We start from the raw sequence: 13491 nt of genomic DNA on the forward strand, positions 1-13491 counted from the left end.
CCTCCTCCTCGTCTCCGGAGGCTCCATGCATGACCTGCTGGACTCAGAACTCTGGCAGCTGACCGTCAACGGGCTCGTCCGCGGCGCCTTCTACGCCGCGCTCGGCGCGGGGCTCGCCCTCGTCATCGGTGTCACGACCCGCTTCCACTTCGCCTACGCGCTCACCTACACGGTGGCGCCCTATGCCGCCTTCTGGGCCATGGACGGGCTCGGTGTGCCGTTCTGGCCGTCCGCGCTCATCGGGCTCGCCGCGGCGGTCGCGGTCAGCGTGCTGCTGGAACTCGGCGTGTACGAGCCCGTCGCGCGCCGCGCCGCCGACCGCGCCATGCTCGCCGTCCTCGTCACGTCGATCGGCGTCAGCACCGCGGGCATCGCGCTGCTCCAGCTCAAGTTCGGGACGAGCAGCCTGCCGTTCTACGGCCCCGAGGCGGTGCGGCACGAGTTCGGACGGGTGCAGATCTCCACCTTCGACCTCGGGCAGGTCGCCACCTGCCTCGTCCTCGTCGCCGCGCTCGCCGCGTTCCTGGCGTTCACGCCGCTCGGACGCTCCATCAAGGCGGTGCGCAGCAACCCGGGCCTCGCCGCCGTGCTCGGCATCGGCGTCCGCCGGGTCAACCTCGTCTGCTTCGCCGTCGCGGGCCTCATCTCCGGCGCCTGCGCGCTCTGGTACGGGCTGCTCTACACCGTCCAGCCGACCATGGGCGACACGACGGTCATCTACGGCTTCGTCGTCGCGTTCCTCGCCGGGACCCGCGCGTCGCCGCTGCGCGCGCTGCCGATCGGCATCGGGCTCGGGCTGCTGGAGCAGTGGGCGTCGAACTGGCTGTCGCTCCAGTGGACGCAGACCGCCGTGTTCATCGTCCTCACCGGCTACCTCGCGTTCCTCGCCGGGAGGAGCCGCCTCCCCCTCGTGTCGTTGCGGAAGGCCTGACGCCATGTGGATCAACTATCTGGACCAGGCGCTGCTGCTCGCGGCGCTCGCCGTCAGCGTCAACCTGCTCGTCGGCTACGCCGGTCAGGTGTCGGTCGCGCACGCCGCGTTCGCGGGCGTCGGCGGCTACACCGCCTGCTTCCTCGCGGGCGAGCACGGCTGGCCCTACCTCGCCTCGCTCGCCGTCGCCGTACTGGTCGCGACCGCGTTCGGCGTGCTGATCGGGGTGATCGCGCTCGGTCTCGCCGAGGAGTACCTCATCCTGATGACGCTGGCGTTCTCGCTCGGCGTCATCGGCGTCTTCGCCACCTTCGACGCGCTCGGCGGCGCCATGGGCATCACCGGCGTCGAGGGGCTGCGGCTGTTCGGCCTGGAGCTGGACGGGCCGTCCGACTGGCTGGCCCCGTCGGCGGTGGTCCTGGTCCTGGTCTTCGCCGTCTGCCGCCGCCTCGGCGAGTCGCCGTACGGCCGGGTGCTCAAGGGCATCCGGGAGGACGCGGTGGCGACCCGGGCGCTCGGCAAGAACACCTTCGGCTACAAGATCGGCATCTTCGCGGTCACCAGCGGGCTGACCGGGCTGATCGGCGGCTTCTACTCCGGCTGGCTCGGCCAGGCGACCCCGTCGGCGTTCGGCTTCCCGCTCGCCATGGCGGTCTTCGCGATGGTGATCGTCGGCGGCAACGCCAACCTGGTCGGCTCGGTCGTGGCGGGCGTCGCGCTCACGATGATCGAGCCGGTGCTGCGCGAGGTCCTCGGGGTGGAGAGCACGCAGGCGGCGCTGCTCCAGGTGGTGCTGTACGGGGTGCTGCTGGTGCTCGTCATGATCGTCCGGCCGCAGGGGCTGTTCCCCGAGCGCTCGCGGCACGCCGCCGTGCCCGCCGCCGGGGCCGCTCCTCGCGCGGAGGTGTCGCCGCGTCCCGAGCGGCCGGCCGACCGCACCTCCTACGCCGACGCCGAGGTGGTGCTGCGGGCGGAGGGCCTGTCCAAGCGCTTCGGCGGCATCACCGCCGCCAAGGACATCGGCCTGGAGCTGCGGCGCGGCACGATCACGGCGCTCGTCGGCCCGAACGGCGCCGGCAAGACGACTGCGTTCAACCTGCTCACCGGCACCGTCGTCCCGGACACCGGGTCGGTGACGCTGAACGGCGCGGAGCTGGTCGGGATGCGTCCGGACCGCGTCGTCCGCGCCGGGCTGGCCCGCACCTTCCAGGACGTCCGGCTGCTCGGCCGGCTCACCTGCCTGGAGAACGTCATGCTCGCCGTCCCCGGGCAGCCGGGGGAGCGGGCAGCGAGGCTGTTCGTCCCCGGCCGCGGCGTCTCCCGCGCGGACCGCGAGGTCGCTGAGCAGGCGATGCAGTGGCTCGACTTCGTCGGCATGGCCGACCAGGCCGCGACACCGGCCGACGCCCTGTCCTATGGCCAGTCAAAGCTGGTGTCGCTGGCGCGCGCGCTGGCCACCCGCGCCGACGTGCTGCTGTTGGACGAACCGGCGTCCGGCGTCGACGCGACCTGGGTGGACACCATGCTCACCATGGTCGCCGCCGTCCGCGACGAGGGCCGCACCGTCTGCCTGGTCGAGCACAACCTCGACGTGGTGCGCGAACTCTCCGACCACACCTACTTCATGGAACTCGGCGAGATCACCGCGTCGGGCACGCTCGCCGAGCTGACCGGCTCGGCCCGCCTCGCCGAGGCGTACTTCGGCGCCCAGTGAGGGAGGACGCATGACTCTGCTCGATGTGAGCGGCCTGGTGGCGGGCTACGGCCGCAAGGAGGTGCTCCACGGCGTCGGCCTCCGTGTCGACGCGGGCGAGATCGTGACCCTCATGGGCCACAACGGCGCGGGGAAGACGACCACGATCCGATCCGTGCTGGGGGCCGTCCGCCCGCGCGCCGGAACGATCCAGATCGCCGGCCGCGACACCGCCCGCCGTCCCGTGCGCGCCGCCGTGGCGGCGGGCGCGGCGATGATCCCCTCGGAGCGGTTCGTCTTCCCCGACCTGTCCGTGCACGACAACCTGCTGCTGGGCGCGGCCAACGCCCCGTCCGGGACCGATACCGCCGAGCGGCTCGCGACCGTCCAGGACCTGTTCCCGATCCTGGACGAGCGCGCGAAGCAGCCTGCGGGCTCGATGTCGGGCGGGCAGCAGCGCATGGTCAGCCTGGGCATGGCGCTCATGGCCCGCCCCAAGCTCCTCCTGCTGGACGAGCCGTCCCTCGGCCTGGCCCCGTCCGTCGTGGAGACCATCTTCGGACGGCTGCGCTCCCTCGCCGACGACGAGGGCCTCGGCATCCTCCTGCTCGAACAGAACGTCAAGCAGGCCCTCCAGATCGCCGACCGCGCCTACGTCATGCGCTCCGGCCAGATCATCCTGGAGGAGACCGCGGAGCAGATGCGGCAGCGCACCGACTTCTGGGACCTCTTCTAACGCCGCGCCCGGCGGCCCGGCCGGTGGTCAGTCCGTCGGAGCCGGCAGGAGGTCGGCGTGCCTGACGGTGTAGTTGCCCTTGGTGACGGGAGCGAAGGCCGCGGGGCCCATGCAGGTCCCGACCTTGCCCTCCTCCCAGCCGCCCTCTCCGTTCTCGACGCCGTTGACCACCGACCAGGAGAACCCCATGCGGTCATGCCTGCCGCCGGGGCCACCGTCGTGGACGCTGAAGCCGAGCCGCTTGCCGATCTGGTCCTTGATCGGCTCGTCGGCCTTCGTGACGACCGCGGTGAGGGTGGCGTTGCCGGGGCTGGTCAGCAGGCAGTCCACCCTGGCCTCCGACCGTACGGTCCAGCCCTCGGTCGGGGAGTGGTGGTAGATCGTCACGGTCCCGCGGGCGTCGGTGGGCAGGCCGCCGGGGGCGCCCGGCCTGGGCACCGAATAGGGGACGGCGCGGGCGTCGAAGGTGAAGGCCCGGATGTCCTGATCGGGCCAGTACGTGAGGCGGACCTGCGCGGCCCCGGACACGCGCGCCGCCTGGGCCGCCGGTGTCGCCGGGGAGGTCGCCTCCGCCGCGACCGGTGCGGCCGTGACGGCGATGGCGGCCCCGATCACGGCGGCGATTCTGATCATCCTGGGCATGGGCATGGGCATGGGCATGGAGAGACTCCGTTCGGTCGGCGGACGGGCCCGAGCGGCACGGCCGATCCCCATGCTCCGATCGGGCACCGCCCCCCGAGATCCCCCTCACGGGCCGATCCCCTCCCCCGGAGGTACGACCCGGCGGGCGAAGCCGGCGACCCGGCCAGATCATCCTGGAAGAGACCGCAGACCAGATGCGCCAACGCCCCGATTTCTGGGACCTGTTCTGACAAGGCGCAAGCCCTCGCCCGCTGCGGGACGAGGGCTCGCCCACAACACGGGGGGACGGTCACTCGGCTTCTCAGTCTCTCTCGTCGCCGCCTGAACCCGGACACGCAGAAGCAGACCCTGATCCAGCCACCGGCCAGGGCCCCGCTCCCGCATGCCCAGCGTCCATCGTTAGTTTCCGGTCAGCATGGGGGATGGCCTGCTCGTACCAAGCCGATCAGTCAACGGACTCATCTCGGTCGGCTGGCAGGACGGCCCATCGTCGAACTCAATCCGCGTGGTCGGCCAGGTCTTGAGGGGCGCACTCGTTATAACATGAGATGCATGGGGTTGTTCGAGATCCAGGCCGAGGCGTAAGTCGTCGACTGGCTCGTGTCGCTCACGCCCGTTCAGCTGGCGCGGGTGGACGCCGTGTGCGGCTTGCTCGCGATGGAAGGCACCGGCCTCGGCATGCCCCTGTCCCGGCCTCTCGGCGACCACGTGTGGGAGCTGCGGATCAATCTCCACCCCAAGGACATCCGGATCACCTACTGGTTCCCCGGGCACGACCGGATCGTGCTGTTGACGGTGTTCCGCAAGACCCGCGACGCCGAGCACGCTCAGGTGAGACGGGCCAAACAAGCGCAGAAGATCTGCGAAGCCGAACACGACACCGACCAGATCATCAGCATCATCGAGACTCCGGAGGGGCGATGAGCAGCCAGCGGACCAGCCCGCACGTTCTTCTCGCGGATCATCCTGGCCTGGCCGCCAAGCGAGACACCGACGAGTACCGGCTCGCCCACGAGGAGGCGCACCTGGCGCTCGCCCTCGGCCGCGCCATCTATGCCCGGCGCACCGAGCTGGGCATGTCCCAGACCGAACTGGCCCGCCGCGCCGGGATGCGTCAGCCCGCCGTATCCCGCATCGAATCCGGCGGTGGAGGCGTTCCGACCCTGGCCGTTCTCAACCGGCTCGGACACGCCCTCGGCTTGCGATTCCGGGTCATCGTCGGGGAAGGCGACGCCGGCGCGGCGGAGACCGAACTACTCGCCACCGCATGAGGACCCGGCACCTGTTGCTCGGCCAGCACACCGGCCCGCTTGGCCGGGCAAGCGGGCCGGATGCGGCGCGTGCAGAGCCAGCCGCCTCGCTGCCAGCCTTGCGGGGGTCACGTACGTGCTGGTGTACGGAGAATAACCAGTCTCCACACTTTCAGGGGATTGGCACCTGCCCCGGATCGGGACGAGGGCTCGCGTACAACACTGGGGGGTGGTCAGGCCAGGTCGTGCTCCCCGCGCTTCACCCGGTCGGCGAACCTGCGCCAGTCGGCGACGTCGAACACCAGATGGGGAGCCTCGGGGGCCTTGGAATCACGCACACCGACCTTGGCAGTGAGCTGCGCGACCTCCACGCAGTCACTCTGGCCGGACGAACTTCCACTGTGGCTGGCCTTACGCCAGAGCTGCGCGACCTCCACACAGTCCTGCTTAGCGGGGTCGCTTCCGCTGTGGCTGGACTTACACCAGAGGTGTGCAACCTCCACGCAGTCGCTATGGGTGGACGTGCCGCTCCGGCTGGACTTGCGCCAAACGGGAGTCAACTGAACTCCTCCATCACTCGCTTGATCAGGTCGATCGAGGCGTCGACCGGCGACGCCCGGTCGCTGATGCGGTCGAATCGCAGGCGGAAGGACCGTACCTCGTCCGCGTCCATGACCAGTCTCCCACCGCCGCAGGCTTCGGTATAGGCGATATCGGCGTTTCCGACCGTCATGATCTTGAATGAGCCATCTCGCCCCATGTGTGCGCCTACGCTTCTCGGCACGACCCGAATGGTGATGTTCGGGTGCCTGGTCCACTCCAAGAGCACGGCAAGCTGGGCGCGCATGACGTCGCGGCCGCCGACCGGCTGGTCAAGTACGCCCTGGTCGAGGAAGACGCGCGTGATCGGGCCGGGCTTGCGGTTCAGCACCTCCTGACGTTTCATCCGATTTGCGATACCGGTCTCGATGTCCGGCGAATTGCCTGACTCGAACAGTGCTCGGGCGTAGTCCTCTGTTTGGAACAGGCCTGGGATGCAGGAGAGTTCCCAGATCCGCAATTCCCCGGCGCGCAACTCCATCTCGGCATGGGCCTTGAACCACTCGGTGTTGTGACCGGCGATGGCGAATCCCACCAGAAAGGTGAACAAACCGCCCGTGTCCCACTCCCGGTCGAGGATCTTCGCATGCTTGAGCTGGAGCTTCATCCCGCCGGATTCAAGGCGCGAAACACTCGACCTATCAAGATCGAGAAGTTGCCCCAACTTTGATCCGGACATTTTGCGCTCTTCGCGGTGTCTCCGCAGCTGAACCGCTATGAGGTCCCATAGCGAACCAGCTGGATCGAGCGAGTCTCGGGCACTCACCGCCAACTCCCCGTTGTTGTTTTTCCTGGACGAACGTAGCGAAGATAACTCGCCTTGTTCATTCTTGTCCTGGGAAAACGCAACGAAGCGGAGGCGATCATGAATGGGCGACACGATCTTGAGGATCAACACCTTGATCGTCTTCGCAGCGAATTCACGGGTCACCGGATCTGGCGGGCGGTGCGCTGGGACGGGCGGCTGGGCGACTGGGTGGCCAGCCTGCACGACCCGTCCGCCGGGATCGACCCGACCGTGATCTGCTCGGACGCCGCCGCGCTTCGCAAGGCACTGCGCGTTGAGGCCGAGCGGGCCGCCGCGCGCAAGGGACTCCGGTGACGGAACGGCCGCACCACGACGCGGGCCGGCCACCGGAGGGGACCGCGACCCCCGGCGCGGTCCCATGGGGGGAGGTGAGAGCGGCGCGTCCTGTGAGCGTCCCCCCGGGCGCACCGGCCGCGCCGCTCCACCGCTCGCCCCACCAGTCGGCCGACACCGTGCGGCCGTCCACCATCGCGAACATCGAGGAGCACTTCCCCGGCGTCCACTGCTGGTGGGGTCTCCACACACGCCGGTGGTGGGCCTACGTGCCGACCCCGCCGGTGGGCCGCCTGCTGGAAGCCGCCACCACGGATGCCCTCATCGCCCAGATCGCGGAGAGAGTGGAGGGACGGCCAAGAGTCGCTCTTCGACAGGGGCTCTGAGAGTTAGCGGAAGGTGTGCTCCATCTCGCCGATGCCTTCTACCCAGGTGCGCAGTGTCTCTCCGGATCGCAGGAAGCGCTGGGGGGTGCGGCCGAGGCCGACGCCGTCCGGGGTGCCGGTGAAGATGACGTCGCCGGGGTGCAGGGTGAGCACCTCCGACAGCTTCGCGATCGTGCGGGGGATCGAGAAGATCAGCTTGGACGTGCGGCCGTCCTGTACCGTCTCGCCGTCGATCGAGCAGCCGAGCCCGAGGTCGTCGCGGTTCGGGATTTCGTCGAGGGTGACGAGCCAGGGGCCGATCGGCGCGAAGCCCGGGTACGACTTGGCGAACCCGAACTGCGGGGCCTCGCCGGTGAACTGCAGGATCCGTTCCGAGAGGTCCTGGCCGACCGTGAGGCCGGCGACGTGGTCCCAGGCCCGGCCGGCGGAGACGCGGTGCGCCGGGCGGCCGATGACCGCGACGACCTCCACCTCCCAGTCGGTGTGGCCGCCGTCCGGCAGGCCGACCTCGCCGTACGGGCCGGTGATGGACGAGGCGAACTTCGTGAATACCGGCGGCAGGTCCTTCGGTGGCTCGAAGCCGGTCTCCGCCGCGTGGTCGGCGTAGTTCAGCCCGATCGCGACCACCTGCGATGGGGTGGGGGCGGGGGAGCCGAGGTGGAGGCGGTCGATCTCGACGTCCGGTGCCGGGGTGGCGGTTGCCGCCCAGGCCGCGAAGGCGTCCCAATTGTCGTAGAGGCTCTGCGGGGCCGGGCCGAAGCGTCCGGCGGACGCCGTCTCGATATCTGCGGCCTTGTCGTCGGAGACGACGAGCACGGCCCGTCCCGCGTGGTTGGCGATGCGCATCAGATCTCTCCGCCGATCAGCCCCAGCAGGAGCTTCTCGAAGGTCTCGGGGTGCTCGATCTGGGTCCAGTGGCCGCACCGGCCGATGACGTACAGGTCGGCGTTGGGGAGCTTGTCGGCGAAGTACTTGCTCGCGTCCACCGGGATGATCCGGTCTTCGCGCCCGTGCACGCACAGCACGTCGTGGGTGATGCCCGCGAGGTCCTCGGGTGTGAAGAAGCGGCGCGTCCCGTTCGGGTCGAACGACGCCTCGTGGGAGCGGCGGACGTCCTCCCGGGTCACGTACGCCATCCGCTCGGCCACGACGCGGTCGATGGTGCCGCGCATGGGCTCCAGGTCGTACACGAACTCGGTGAGCAGCCCCTTGAGGGACTCCGCGCTCGGGCTCGCGTAGAACTCGCGGAGGTGCTTCAGGCCGGGGCTGACCGGCATGTCCGGCGCGCCGCCGCTGCCCATCAGCAGGATCTTGCCGACCAGCTCGGGCCGGGCCAGCGTCATCAGGAGGGCGAGCTGGCCGCCCATCGAGTTGCCGACCAGGTGCACCTTCTCCAGGCCCAGCTCGTCCGCGAGCGCCAGCAGCGCCTCGGCGCGCAGCTCGTTGAACGGGCCCATGCCGCGCGGTGCGTCGAGCGGGTGCGAGGAGTCGCCGAAGCCGATCTGGTCGGGGGCGAGGCACCAGAACCGGTCGCCGAGGTCGGCGATGATCCGCTCCCAGTTGGACAGCCCGGTCGCGCCGGGCCCGGAGCCGTGCAGGAACAGCACGGCCTCGGGCCCGCGCTCGCCGGTCTCGTGCAGCCGGAACGTCAGCTCCCCGTCCCGAACCTTGACGGCGACGTCAGAAGAGGTGATCACAGGTGCACCGCCGCGAGCTTCTCGGCGCCGAGGTGGCGGCCGCCCCACGCCTTGGCGAGCGGGTCGTCGAACAGGAACGCGTGGCTGCCGGCGGCGACCGCGTCCTGGAACTTCCTCTGCAGCGGGTGGTCGAGGAACGCGGAGCGGCCCGACGAGACCCGCATCAGCGCCTGGACGGTGTCGAGCGCCGCGTTCGCCGACCGGGCGACGTCCCACCGCCAGAACGCGCGCTGCTCCAGCGACGGGACCTCGGCGCGCTCGGCGGCCTCCATCAGCTCCGACGCGGTCCGCTTCACCTTGAGGACGGCGGCGTCGAGCTGCCAAGCGGCCTCGGCGAGGTGGTTCTGCACGACGGGCTCCTCGCGGAGCAGCTGGCCGTAGTTGGTGCGGCGGCCCCGCGTCTCGGTGACCCACTGGTCGTAGAAGCCGAGGCAGGCGCCGAGCGCCCCCGCCGCGATGATCAGGTTGAAGGTGACCGCCCACGGCGTCCGGTACAGCGGGGCGTCGTTGCGCTCCTGGCCGGGCAGCGGGATGCCGAGGCCGTGCGTGTAGTAGACGTGCGACTGGCCGCGGTGCTCGGGGACGAAGACGCCGTCCACCACGATGTCGTCGGAGCCGGTGCCGCGCAGGCCCGCGACGTTCCAGGTCTCCTCGATGCGGTAGTCGCCCTCGTCGAGGATGACGGAGACGAAGTCGGGGTACTCGGTGCCGTTCACCTCGCGGGTCCCGGCGATGCCGCCGAGGATGACGCCGGAGCAGATGCCGCTGCCGGAGGAGAAGCTCCACCGGCCCGACACCCGGTACCCGCCCGGCACCTTCTCGATCTTGCCGGTGGGGGTGTAGGACGACGCGATCCGGCGCGCCGGGTCGGCGCCCCAGACCTCCTCCTGCGTCTCCTCGGGGAAGAGGGCGATCTGCCACGGGTGCACGCCGACGACGGACGCGACCCAGCCGGCGGACGCCGACGCCCGGCCGATCTCGATCACCGTCTCGGCGTACTCGGCGAGGTGGGCCTCGCCGCCGCCCCAGCGGGCGGGCTGGAGCGCGCGCAGCACCCCGATCCCGTCGAGCGCCGCGACGGCCTCGGGGGTGAGGCGGCGCTGCTCGGCGCTCGGCGCGTCCGCGGCGGCGAGCGCGTCCGCCGCCGCCCGCGCCTTCTCGATCATGCTCATAGTGGTGTTCCGTCCTGGGATGTCATGTCAGAGACCGGCGCCGACGAAGGTCCGCACGATCGCCTGGAAGCGTGCGGCCTGCTCGATCTGGGTCCAGTGGCCGCACTTGTCGATGACGTAGAGGTCCGCCTGGGGCAGGTGGTCGGCCAGGTAGTAGCTGCACTCGATCGGCACGATGACGTCCTGGCGGCCGTGCACGACCAGGGTCGGCTTGTCGATCTTCGCGAGGTCCTCGGGCGTGAAGGCGAGCATCTCGGGGCCGAACATGGCCCGGTGCCCCGCCTCGATCCAGGGCCGCCGCACCATCGGCATCCGCTCGGCCGCGACCTTCTCGACCGTGTCGCCGAACGCGCTCTTGTCGTGGACGAACTGGATCAGCAGGTCCGCCATCGCCTCGACGGTCGGGTCGTCGAAGTAGGTGATCAGCTTGATCAGCTCGGGGGTCGGCTCCAGGCCCGGCATGCCGCCGGAGCCCATCAGCACGATCCCGGAGACCAGGTCGGGCCGGAGCTGGGCGATGCGCAGCGAGTACATGCCGCCCATCGAGTTGCCGACGAGCACGACCTTCTCCAGGCCGAGCGCGTCCACCAGCTGGAACAGTGCGTCGATGCGGACCTCGGCCTGCGCCGTGAAGCCCTGCGGCTGCGGGTCCGGGTAGCTGGAGTCGCCGAAGCCGAGGATGTCGGGCGCGACGCAGTGGTAGGTGTCGCCGAGCCCCTCGATGACCTCCCGCCAGTTCGACGCGGCGGTCACGCCCGGCCCGGAGCCGTGCAGGAACAGCAGCGCGGGCGCGCCCGGCGTGCCGGTCTGGTTGACGCGCAGGTGCCGGCCGCCGCCGATCGCGACGTCCTCGACGCGGATCGCGGCGGTCATGCGCCCGTCCCTTCGACCATGCGGAAGATCCCGGGCGGGCCGTCCAGGTACGCCTGGGAGCGGTGGTGGCCCCAGATGGACGGCAGGTCGTGGTTGCCCGCGACCCAGGTGAGGTCGTCCACGGTGATCCCGCCGTGCCCGTACTCGATCTGCATCGAGGACGGCGTCTGCACGTAGATGGACGTCATCAGGTCGTTGGTGTGCCGCCCGAGCGACAGCAGGATCTCCCGCTCCGGGTCGGCGGTGAACAGGTCGATCGCGGTGCCGAGGTCGTCGAACGACTCGACCTCCAGCATCAGGTGGTTGATGCCGGTCATGCCGGGGATCTCGGCGACCGCGAGGGAGTGGTGGCGGCCGTTGCAGTGGTAGAAGCGCAGGTTGAAGATGTCGCTCTTCACCCGGTCCGACAGCCGGAAGCCGAGCGTGTCGGCGTAGAACGCGTCGGCCTTCGCCAGGTCGGGGACGATCAGCACGATGTGCCCGAGGCCGAGGTCCCCGGTGACGAACCGGCCGCGCATGGGGCGTCCGGGGAAGAACGAGTTCGGCTGGGAGAACTGGCCCCACAGCAGCTCGTGCCGGTTGCCGAACGGGTCGGTGAACCAGTACAGCTCGGCGACCTGCCGCTCCTCGACCTCGCCGGCGCCGCCGTCGTGCACCTCGACGCCCTTGCCGCGCAGCTCGGCGACGTACGCGCGGAGCTCGGTCTCGTTGCCGCAGTCCCACCCGGCGTAGCGGAACTCGTCCTGCTCCGCGGGGTGGACGGCGATGCGGTAGCCCTTGTCGTCGACCTTGACCCGGACGGCGCCGTCCGGGCCGTCCCCGGCGACGACCGCGCCGAGCAGCCGGGTGGCGTAGTCCCGCCACTCCTCCGCCTTCGGCGACGCGATCCCCAGGTAGGCGAGTTGCGAAATCACAGCATGACCTCCGGTGCGGACGAGTCGAGGAGGGCGGCGCCGTAGTACTGGCCGACGCCGTCGGAGACGAGGAACGCGTGGCCGAGTTCGGCGATGACGTCCTGGTAGAGGCGGTGCAGCGGGTGGTCGACGAAGACCGTGCGGCCGGAGGCGACCCGCATCAGCTTGTTGATCGCGAAGCCGGTCTCCTGGCAGCCCTTGGTGATGTTCCAGCGCAGCCGGGCCCGCTGCCGCTTCTCCAGGTACACGCCGGCCTCGGCGGCCTCGGTGATCGTGTCGATCGCGTCGTACATCTTCATGACGGCCGCGTCGTGCACCCATTCGGCCTCGGCCAGGTGCATCTGCATCAGCGGGTCGTCGGCGTAGGTGCCGCCCCAGTTCGCCTTGCGGACGGCGGTGTCGGACGTCCAGTCGTCCAGGACGCGGCGGGCGAGGCCGAGCATCGGCGCGACGAGGACGAGGTTGAACATGACCGCCCACGGCACCTTGTAGAGCGCGGAGGGGTTGGTCTCCATGCCGGGCGCGGGACGGTCGGGGTTGTACTCGTAGAGCGGGCTGGACAGGAAGCGCCGCGCGGGGATGAAGGCGTCGGCGACGACGATGTCCTTGCTGCCGGTGCCGCGCGAGCCGCCGACGTGCCAGGTGTCCTCGATGGCGTACTGGTCGCGGTGCAGCAGCGCGGACCCGTAGTTCGGCACCTCGACGCCCGGCGCGACCTCGACCTTCCCGGCGAACCCGCCGAGGATGACGCCCTGCGCGTGGTCGCAGCCGGAGGAGAACGACCAGCGGCCGGAGACGCGGTAGCCGCCGTCGACCGGCTCGATCTTGCCGGTGGGGGCGTAGGACGAGGAGGCGTTCCAGTCGGGGTCGGACTCCCAGACCTCGGCCTGCGTCTCCTCGGGGAAGAGGGCGATCTGCCACGGGTGCGAGCCCATGACGCCGGCGACCCAGCCCGCCGAGGGCGCGATCCGGCCGAGCTCGTAGACGCTCGTGAGGTGCTCGCGGAGGGACAGTTCGGCGCCGCCCCAGCGCTTGGGCTGGAGGCCGCGCATGAGGCCGGTCTCCTGCATGTGCGTGAAGGCGCGGCCGGTCAGCGAACGCTGCGCGGCCGACAGGTCCTCCTCGGCGCGAAACTCCGGCTCCAGCCGGCGGACCTCGTCCAGGACGGTCATCGGCGTCAGTTCCTTCGGTAGGGGAGAGCGCGGGGGGATGGCGTGACCCGCATCTCTGTAACACTCACTACACGGAACCGTAGAACGCTTACTCCGGGGAAGGCAAGTGTCCCGGCGTAGATCTCCAAGTCTGGGCCGAGTTGCGTTCTCCGGGTGACTGGTGTCACGGTTAAGCTCTGTAGTAATCACTACATGGAGGAGTTCCCGTGCCGCACACCCCGCCCTGGGAGCCGGGCCTGCTGTCGTCGCTGACCGGTGTCGGGCCCGGCCCGACCGCGCGCGGCAAGCGGGCCGGGTCACCAGTCCTCATCGATGCTCGCGATCTCACATCTCAGCCGACGGGC

Annotated in this window: 16 protein-coding genes; 7 read left to right on the forward strand and 9 right to left on the reverse strand. The window is 70.3% G+C overall.

Annotated elements, in window-relative coordinates:
• Positions 1–25: 25 nt before the first annotated feature.
• The 3 genes from AB0K34_RS19740 to AB0K34_RS19750 are packed head-to-tail and all read left to right on the forward strand — an operon-like array spanning position 26 to position 3360.
• Entirely contained in the window at positions 26–931 is a 906-nt protein-coding gene (locus AB0K34_RS19740; protein WP_138641120.1) for a branched-chain amino acid ABC transporter permease, read from the forward strand.
• 4 nt (positions 932–935) lie between these two features.
• Complete coding sequence (locus AB0K34_RS19745) at positions 936–2645, forward strand: branched-chain amino acid ABC transporter ATP-binding protein/permease (RefSeq protein WP_138641119.1); 1710 nt, start codon at positions 936–938, stop codon at positions 2643–2645.
• Between the two features lie 10 nt (positions 2646–2655).
• Entirely contained in the window at positions 2656–3360 is a 705-nt protein-coding gene (locus tag AB0K34_RS19750; RefSeq protein WP_138641117.1) for an ABC transporter ATP-binding protein, read from the forward strand.
• Between the two features lie 27 nt (positions 3361–3387).
• On the opposite strand, the gene AB0K34_RS19755 is transcribed toward AB0K34_RS19750, so the two are convergent.
• A complete protein-coding gene (locus AB0K34_RS19755; RefSeq protein WP_301174858.1) occupies positions 3388–3993 on the reverse strand; it encodes a hypothetical protein in 606 nt (201 codons plus the stop codon).
• A 609-nt stretch (positions 3994–4602) separates the two neighbouring features.
• Between AB0K34_RS19755 and AB0K34_RS19760 the strand changes: the two genes are divergently transcribed.
• Positions 4603–4926, forward strand: coding sequence for a type II toxin-antitoxin system RelE/ParE family toxin (locus AB0K34_RS19760; RefSeq protein ID WP_205719738.1), 324 nt, complete (start codon positions 4603–4605; stop codon positions 4924–4926).
• Complete coding sequence (locus AB0K34_RS19765) at positions 4923–5273, forward strand: helix-turn-helix transcriptional regulator (protein ID WP_138642108.1); 351 nt, start codon at positions 4923–4925, stop codon at positions 5271–5273. The genes AB0K34_RS19760 and AB0K34_RS19765 overlap by 4 nt, the downstream gene beginning before the upstream one ends.
• Before the next feature lie 212 nt (positions 5274–5485).
• On the opposite strand, the gene AB0K34_RS19770 is transcribed toward AB0K34_RS19765, so the two are convergent.
• Both AB0K34_RS19770 and AB0K34_RS19775 read right to left on the reverse strand, forming a co-directional pair.
• Positions 5486–5812, reverse strand: a complete 327-nt coding sequence (locus AB0K34_RS19770; protein WP_138642109.1) for a DUF397 domain-containing protein — start codon at positions 5810–5812, stop codon at positions 5486–5488.
• Positions 5809–6459, reverse strand: a complete 651-nt coding sequence (locus tag AB0K34_RS19775; protein ID WP_138642110.1) for a DUF5753 domain-containing protein — start codon at positions 6457–6459, stop codon at positions 5809–5811. Before AB0K34_RS19775 ends, AB0K34_RS19770 begins: the two co-directional genes overlap by 4 nt.
• A 213-nt stretch (positions 6460–6672) precedes the next feature.
• On the opposite strand from AB0K34_RS19775, the gene AB0K34_RS19780 reads away from it, so the two are divergent.
• Both AB0K34_RS19780 and AB0K34_RS19785 read left to right on the forward strand, forming a co-directional pair.
• Positions 6673–6954, forward strand: coding sequence for a hypothetical protein (locus AB0K34_RS19780; protein WP_138642111.1), 282 nt, complete (start codon positions 6673–6675; stop codon positions 6952–6954).
• A gap of 92 nt (positions 6955–7046) precedes the next feature.
• Positions 7047–7319 carry a hypothetical protein gene (locus AB0K34_RS19785; protein ID WP_138642112.1) on the forward strand — a complete coding sequence of 91 codons (273 nt, stop codon included), beginning with the start codon at positions 7047–7049 and terminating at the stop codon, positions 7317–7319.
• A 3-nt stretch (positions 7320–7322) separates the two neighbouring features.
• Here AB0K34_RS19785 and AB0K34_RS19790 read toward each other — a convergent pair whose 3' ends face one another.
• The 6 genes from AB0K34_RS19790 to AB0K34_RS19815 are packed head-to-tail and all read right to left on the reverse strand — an operon-like array spanning position 7323 to position 13147.
• Positions 7323–8165, reverse strand: coding sequence for a fumarylacetoacetate hydrolase family protein (locus AB0K34_RS19790; protein ID WP_301174857.1), 843 nt, complete (start codon positions 8163–8165; stop codon positions 7323–7325).
• Entirely contained in the window at positions 8165–9016 is an 852-nt protein-coding gene (locus AB0K34_RS19795) for an alpha/beta hydrolase (protein ID WP_171068976.1), read from the reverse strand. Before AB0K34_RS19795 ends, AB0K34_RS19790 begins: the two co-directional genes overlap by 1 nt.
• Entirely contained in the window at positions 9013–10188 is a 1176-nt protein-coding gene (locus AB0K34_RS19800) for an acyl-CoA dehydrogenase family protein (RefSeq protein ID WP_138636334.1), read from the reverse strand. The genes AB0K34_RS19795 and AB0K34_RS19800 overlap by 4 nt, the downstream gene beginning before the upstream one ends.
• Positions 10189–10215: 27 nt before the next feature.
• Positions 10216–11061, reverse strand: a complete 846-nt coding sequence (locus AB0K34_RS19805; protein ID WP_138636333.1) for an alpha/beta hydrolase — start codon at positions 11059–11061, stop codon at positions 10216–10218.
• Positions 11058–11975 (reverse strand): VOC family protein, encoded by a 918-nt coding sequence (locus AB0K34_RS19810; RefSeq protein ID WP_138636332.1) that lies wholly within the window; start codon positions 11973–11975, stop codon positions 11058–11060. The genes AB0K34_RS19805 and AB0K34_RS19810 overlap by 4 nt, the downstream gene beginning before the upstream one ends.
• Positions 11972–13147 carry an acyl-CoA dehydrogenase gene (locus AB0K34_RS19815; RefSeq protein WP_138636331.1) on the reverse strand — a complete coding sequence of 392 codons (1176 nt, stop codon included), beginning with the start codon at positions 13145–13147 and terminating at the stop codon, positions 11972–11974. The genes AB0K34_RS19810 and AB0K34_RS19815 overlap by 4 nt, the downstream gene beginning before the upstream one ends.
• Between the last annotated feature and the right edge of the window lie 344 nt (positions 13148–13491).

Source organism: Actinomadura sp. NPDC049382, assembly GCF_040677125.1.
GTDB lineage: Bacteria > Actinomycetota > Actinomycetes > Streptosporangiales > Streptosporangiaceae > Spirillospora > Spirillospora geliboluensis.

What these genes read in the sequence shown, in the direction of transcription:
- AB0K34_RS19740 (WP_138641120.1), top strand. Translation starts at nt 26, where the DNA reads ATGCATGACCTGCTGGACTCAGAACTCTGGCAGCTGACCGTCAACGGG.
- AB0K34_RS19745 (WP_138641119.1), top strand. Translation starts at nt 936, where the DNA reads ATGTGGATCAACTATCTGGACCAGGCGCTGCTGCTCGCGGCGCTCGCC.
- AB0K34_RS19750 (WP_138641117.1), top strand. Translation starts at nt 2,656, where the DNA reads ATGACTCTGCTCGATGTGAGCGGCCTGGTGGCGGGCTACGGCCGCAAG.
- AB0K34_RS19755 (WP_301174858.1), bottom strand. Translation starts at nt 3,993, where the DNA reads ATGATCAGAATCGCCGCCGTGATCGGGGCCGCCATCGCCGTCACGGCC.
- AB0K34_RS19765 (WP_138642108.1), top strand. Translation starts at nt 4,923, where the DNA reads ATGAGCAGCCAGCGGACCAGCCCGCACGTTCTTCTCGCGGATCATCCT.
- AB0K34_RS19775 (WP_138642110.1), bottom strand. Translation starts at nt 6,459, where the DNA reads ATGAAGCTCCAGCTCAAGCATGCGAAGATCCTCGACCGGGAGTGGGAC.
- AB0K34_RS19790 (WP_301174857.1), bottom strand. Translation starts at nt 8,165, where the DNA reads ATGCGCATCGCCAACCACGCGGGACGGGCCGTGCTCGTCGTCTCCGAC.
- AB0K34_RS19800 (WP_138636334.1), bottom strand. Translation starts at nt 10,188, where the DNA reads ATGAGCATGATCGAGAAGGCGCGGGCGGCGGCGGACGCGCTCGCCGCC.
- AB0K34_RS19805 (WP_138636333.1), bottom strand. Translation starts at nt 11,061, where the DNA reads ATGACCGCCGCGATCCGCGTCGAGGACGTCGCGATCGGCGGCGGCCGG.
- AB0K34_RS19815 (WP_138636331.1), bottom strand. Translation starts at nt 13,147, where the DNA reads ATGACCGTCCTGGACGAGGTCCGCCGGCTGGAGCCGGAGTTTCGCGCC.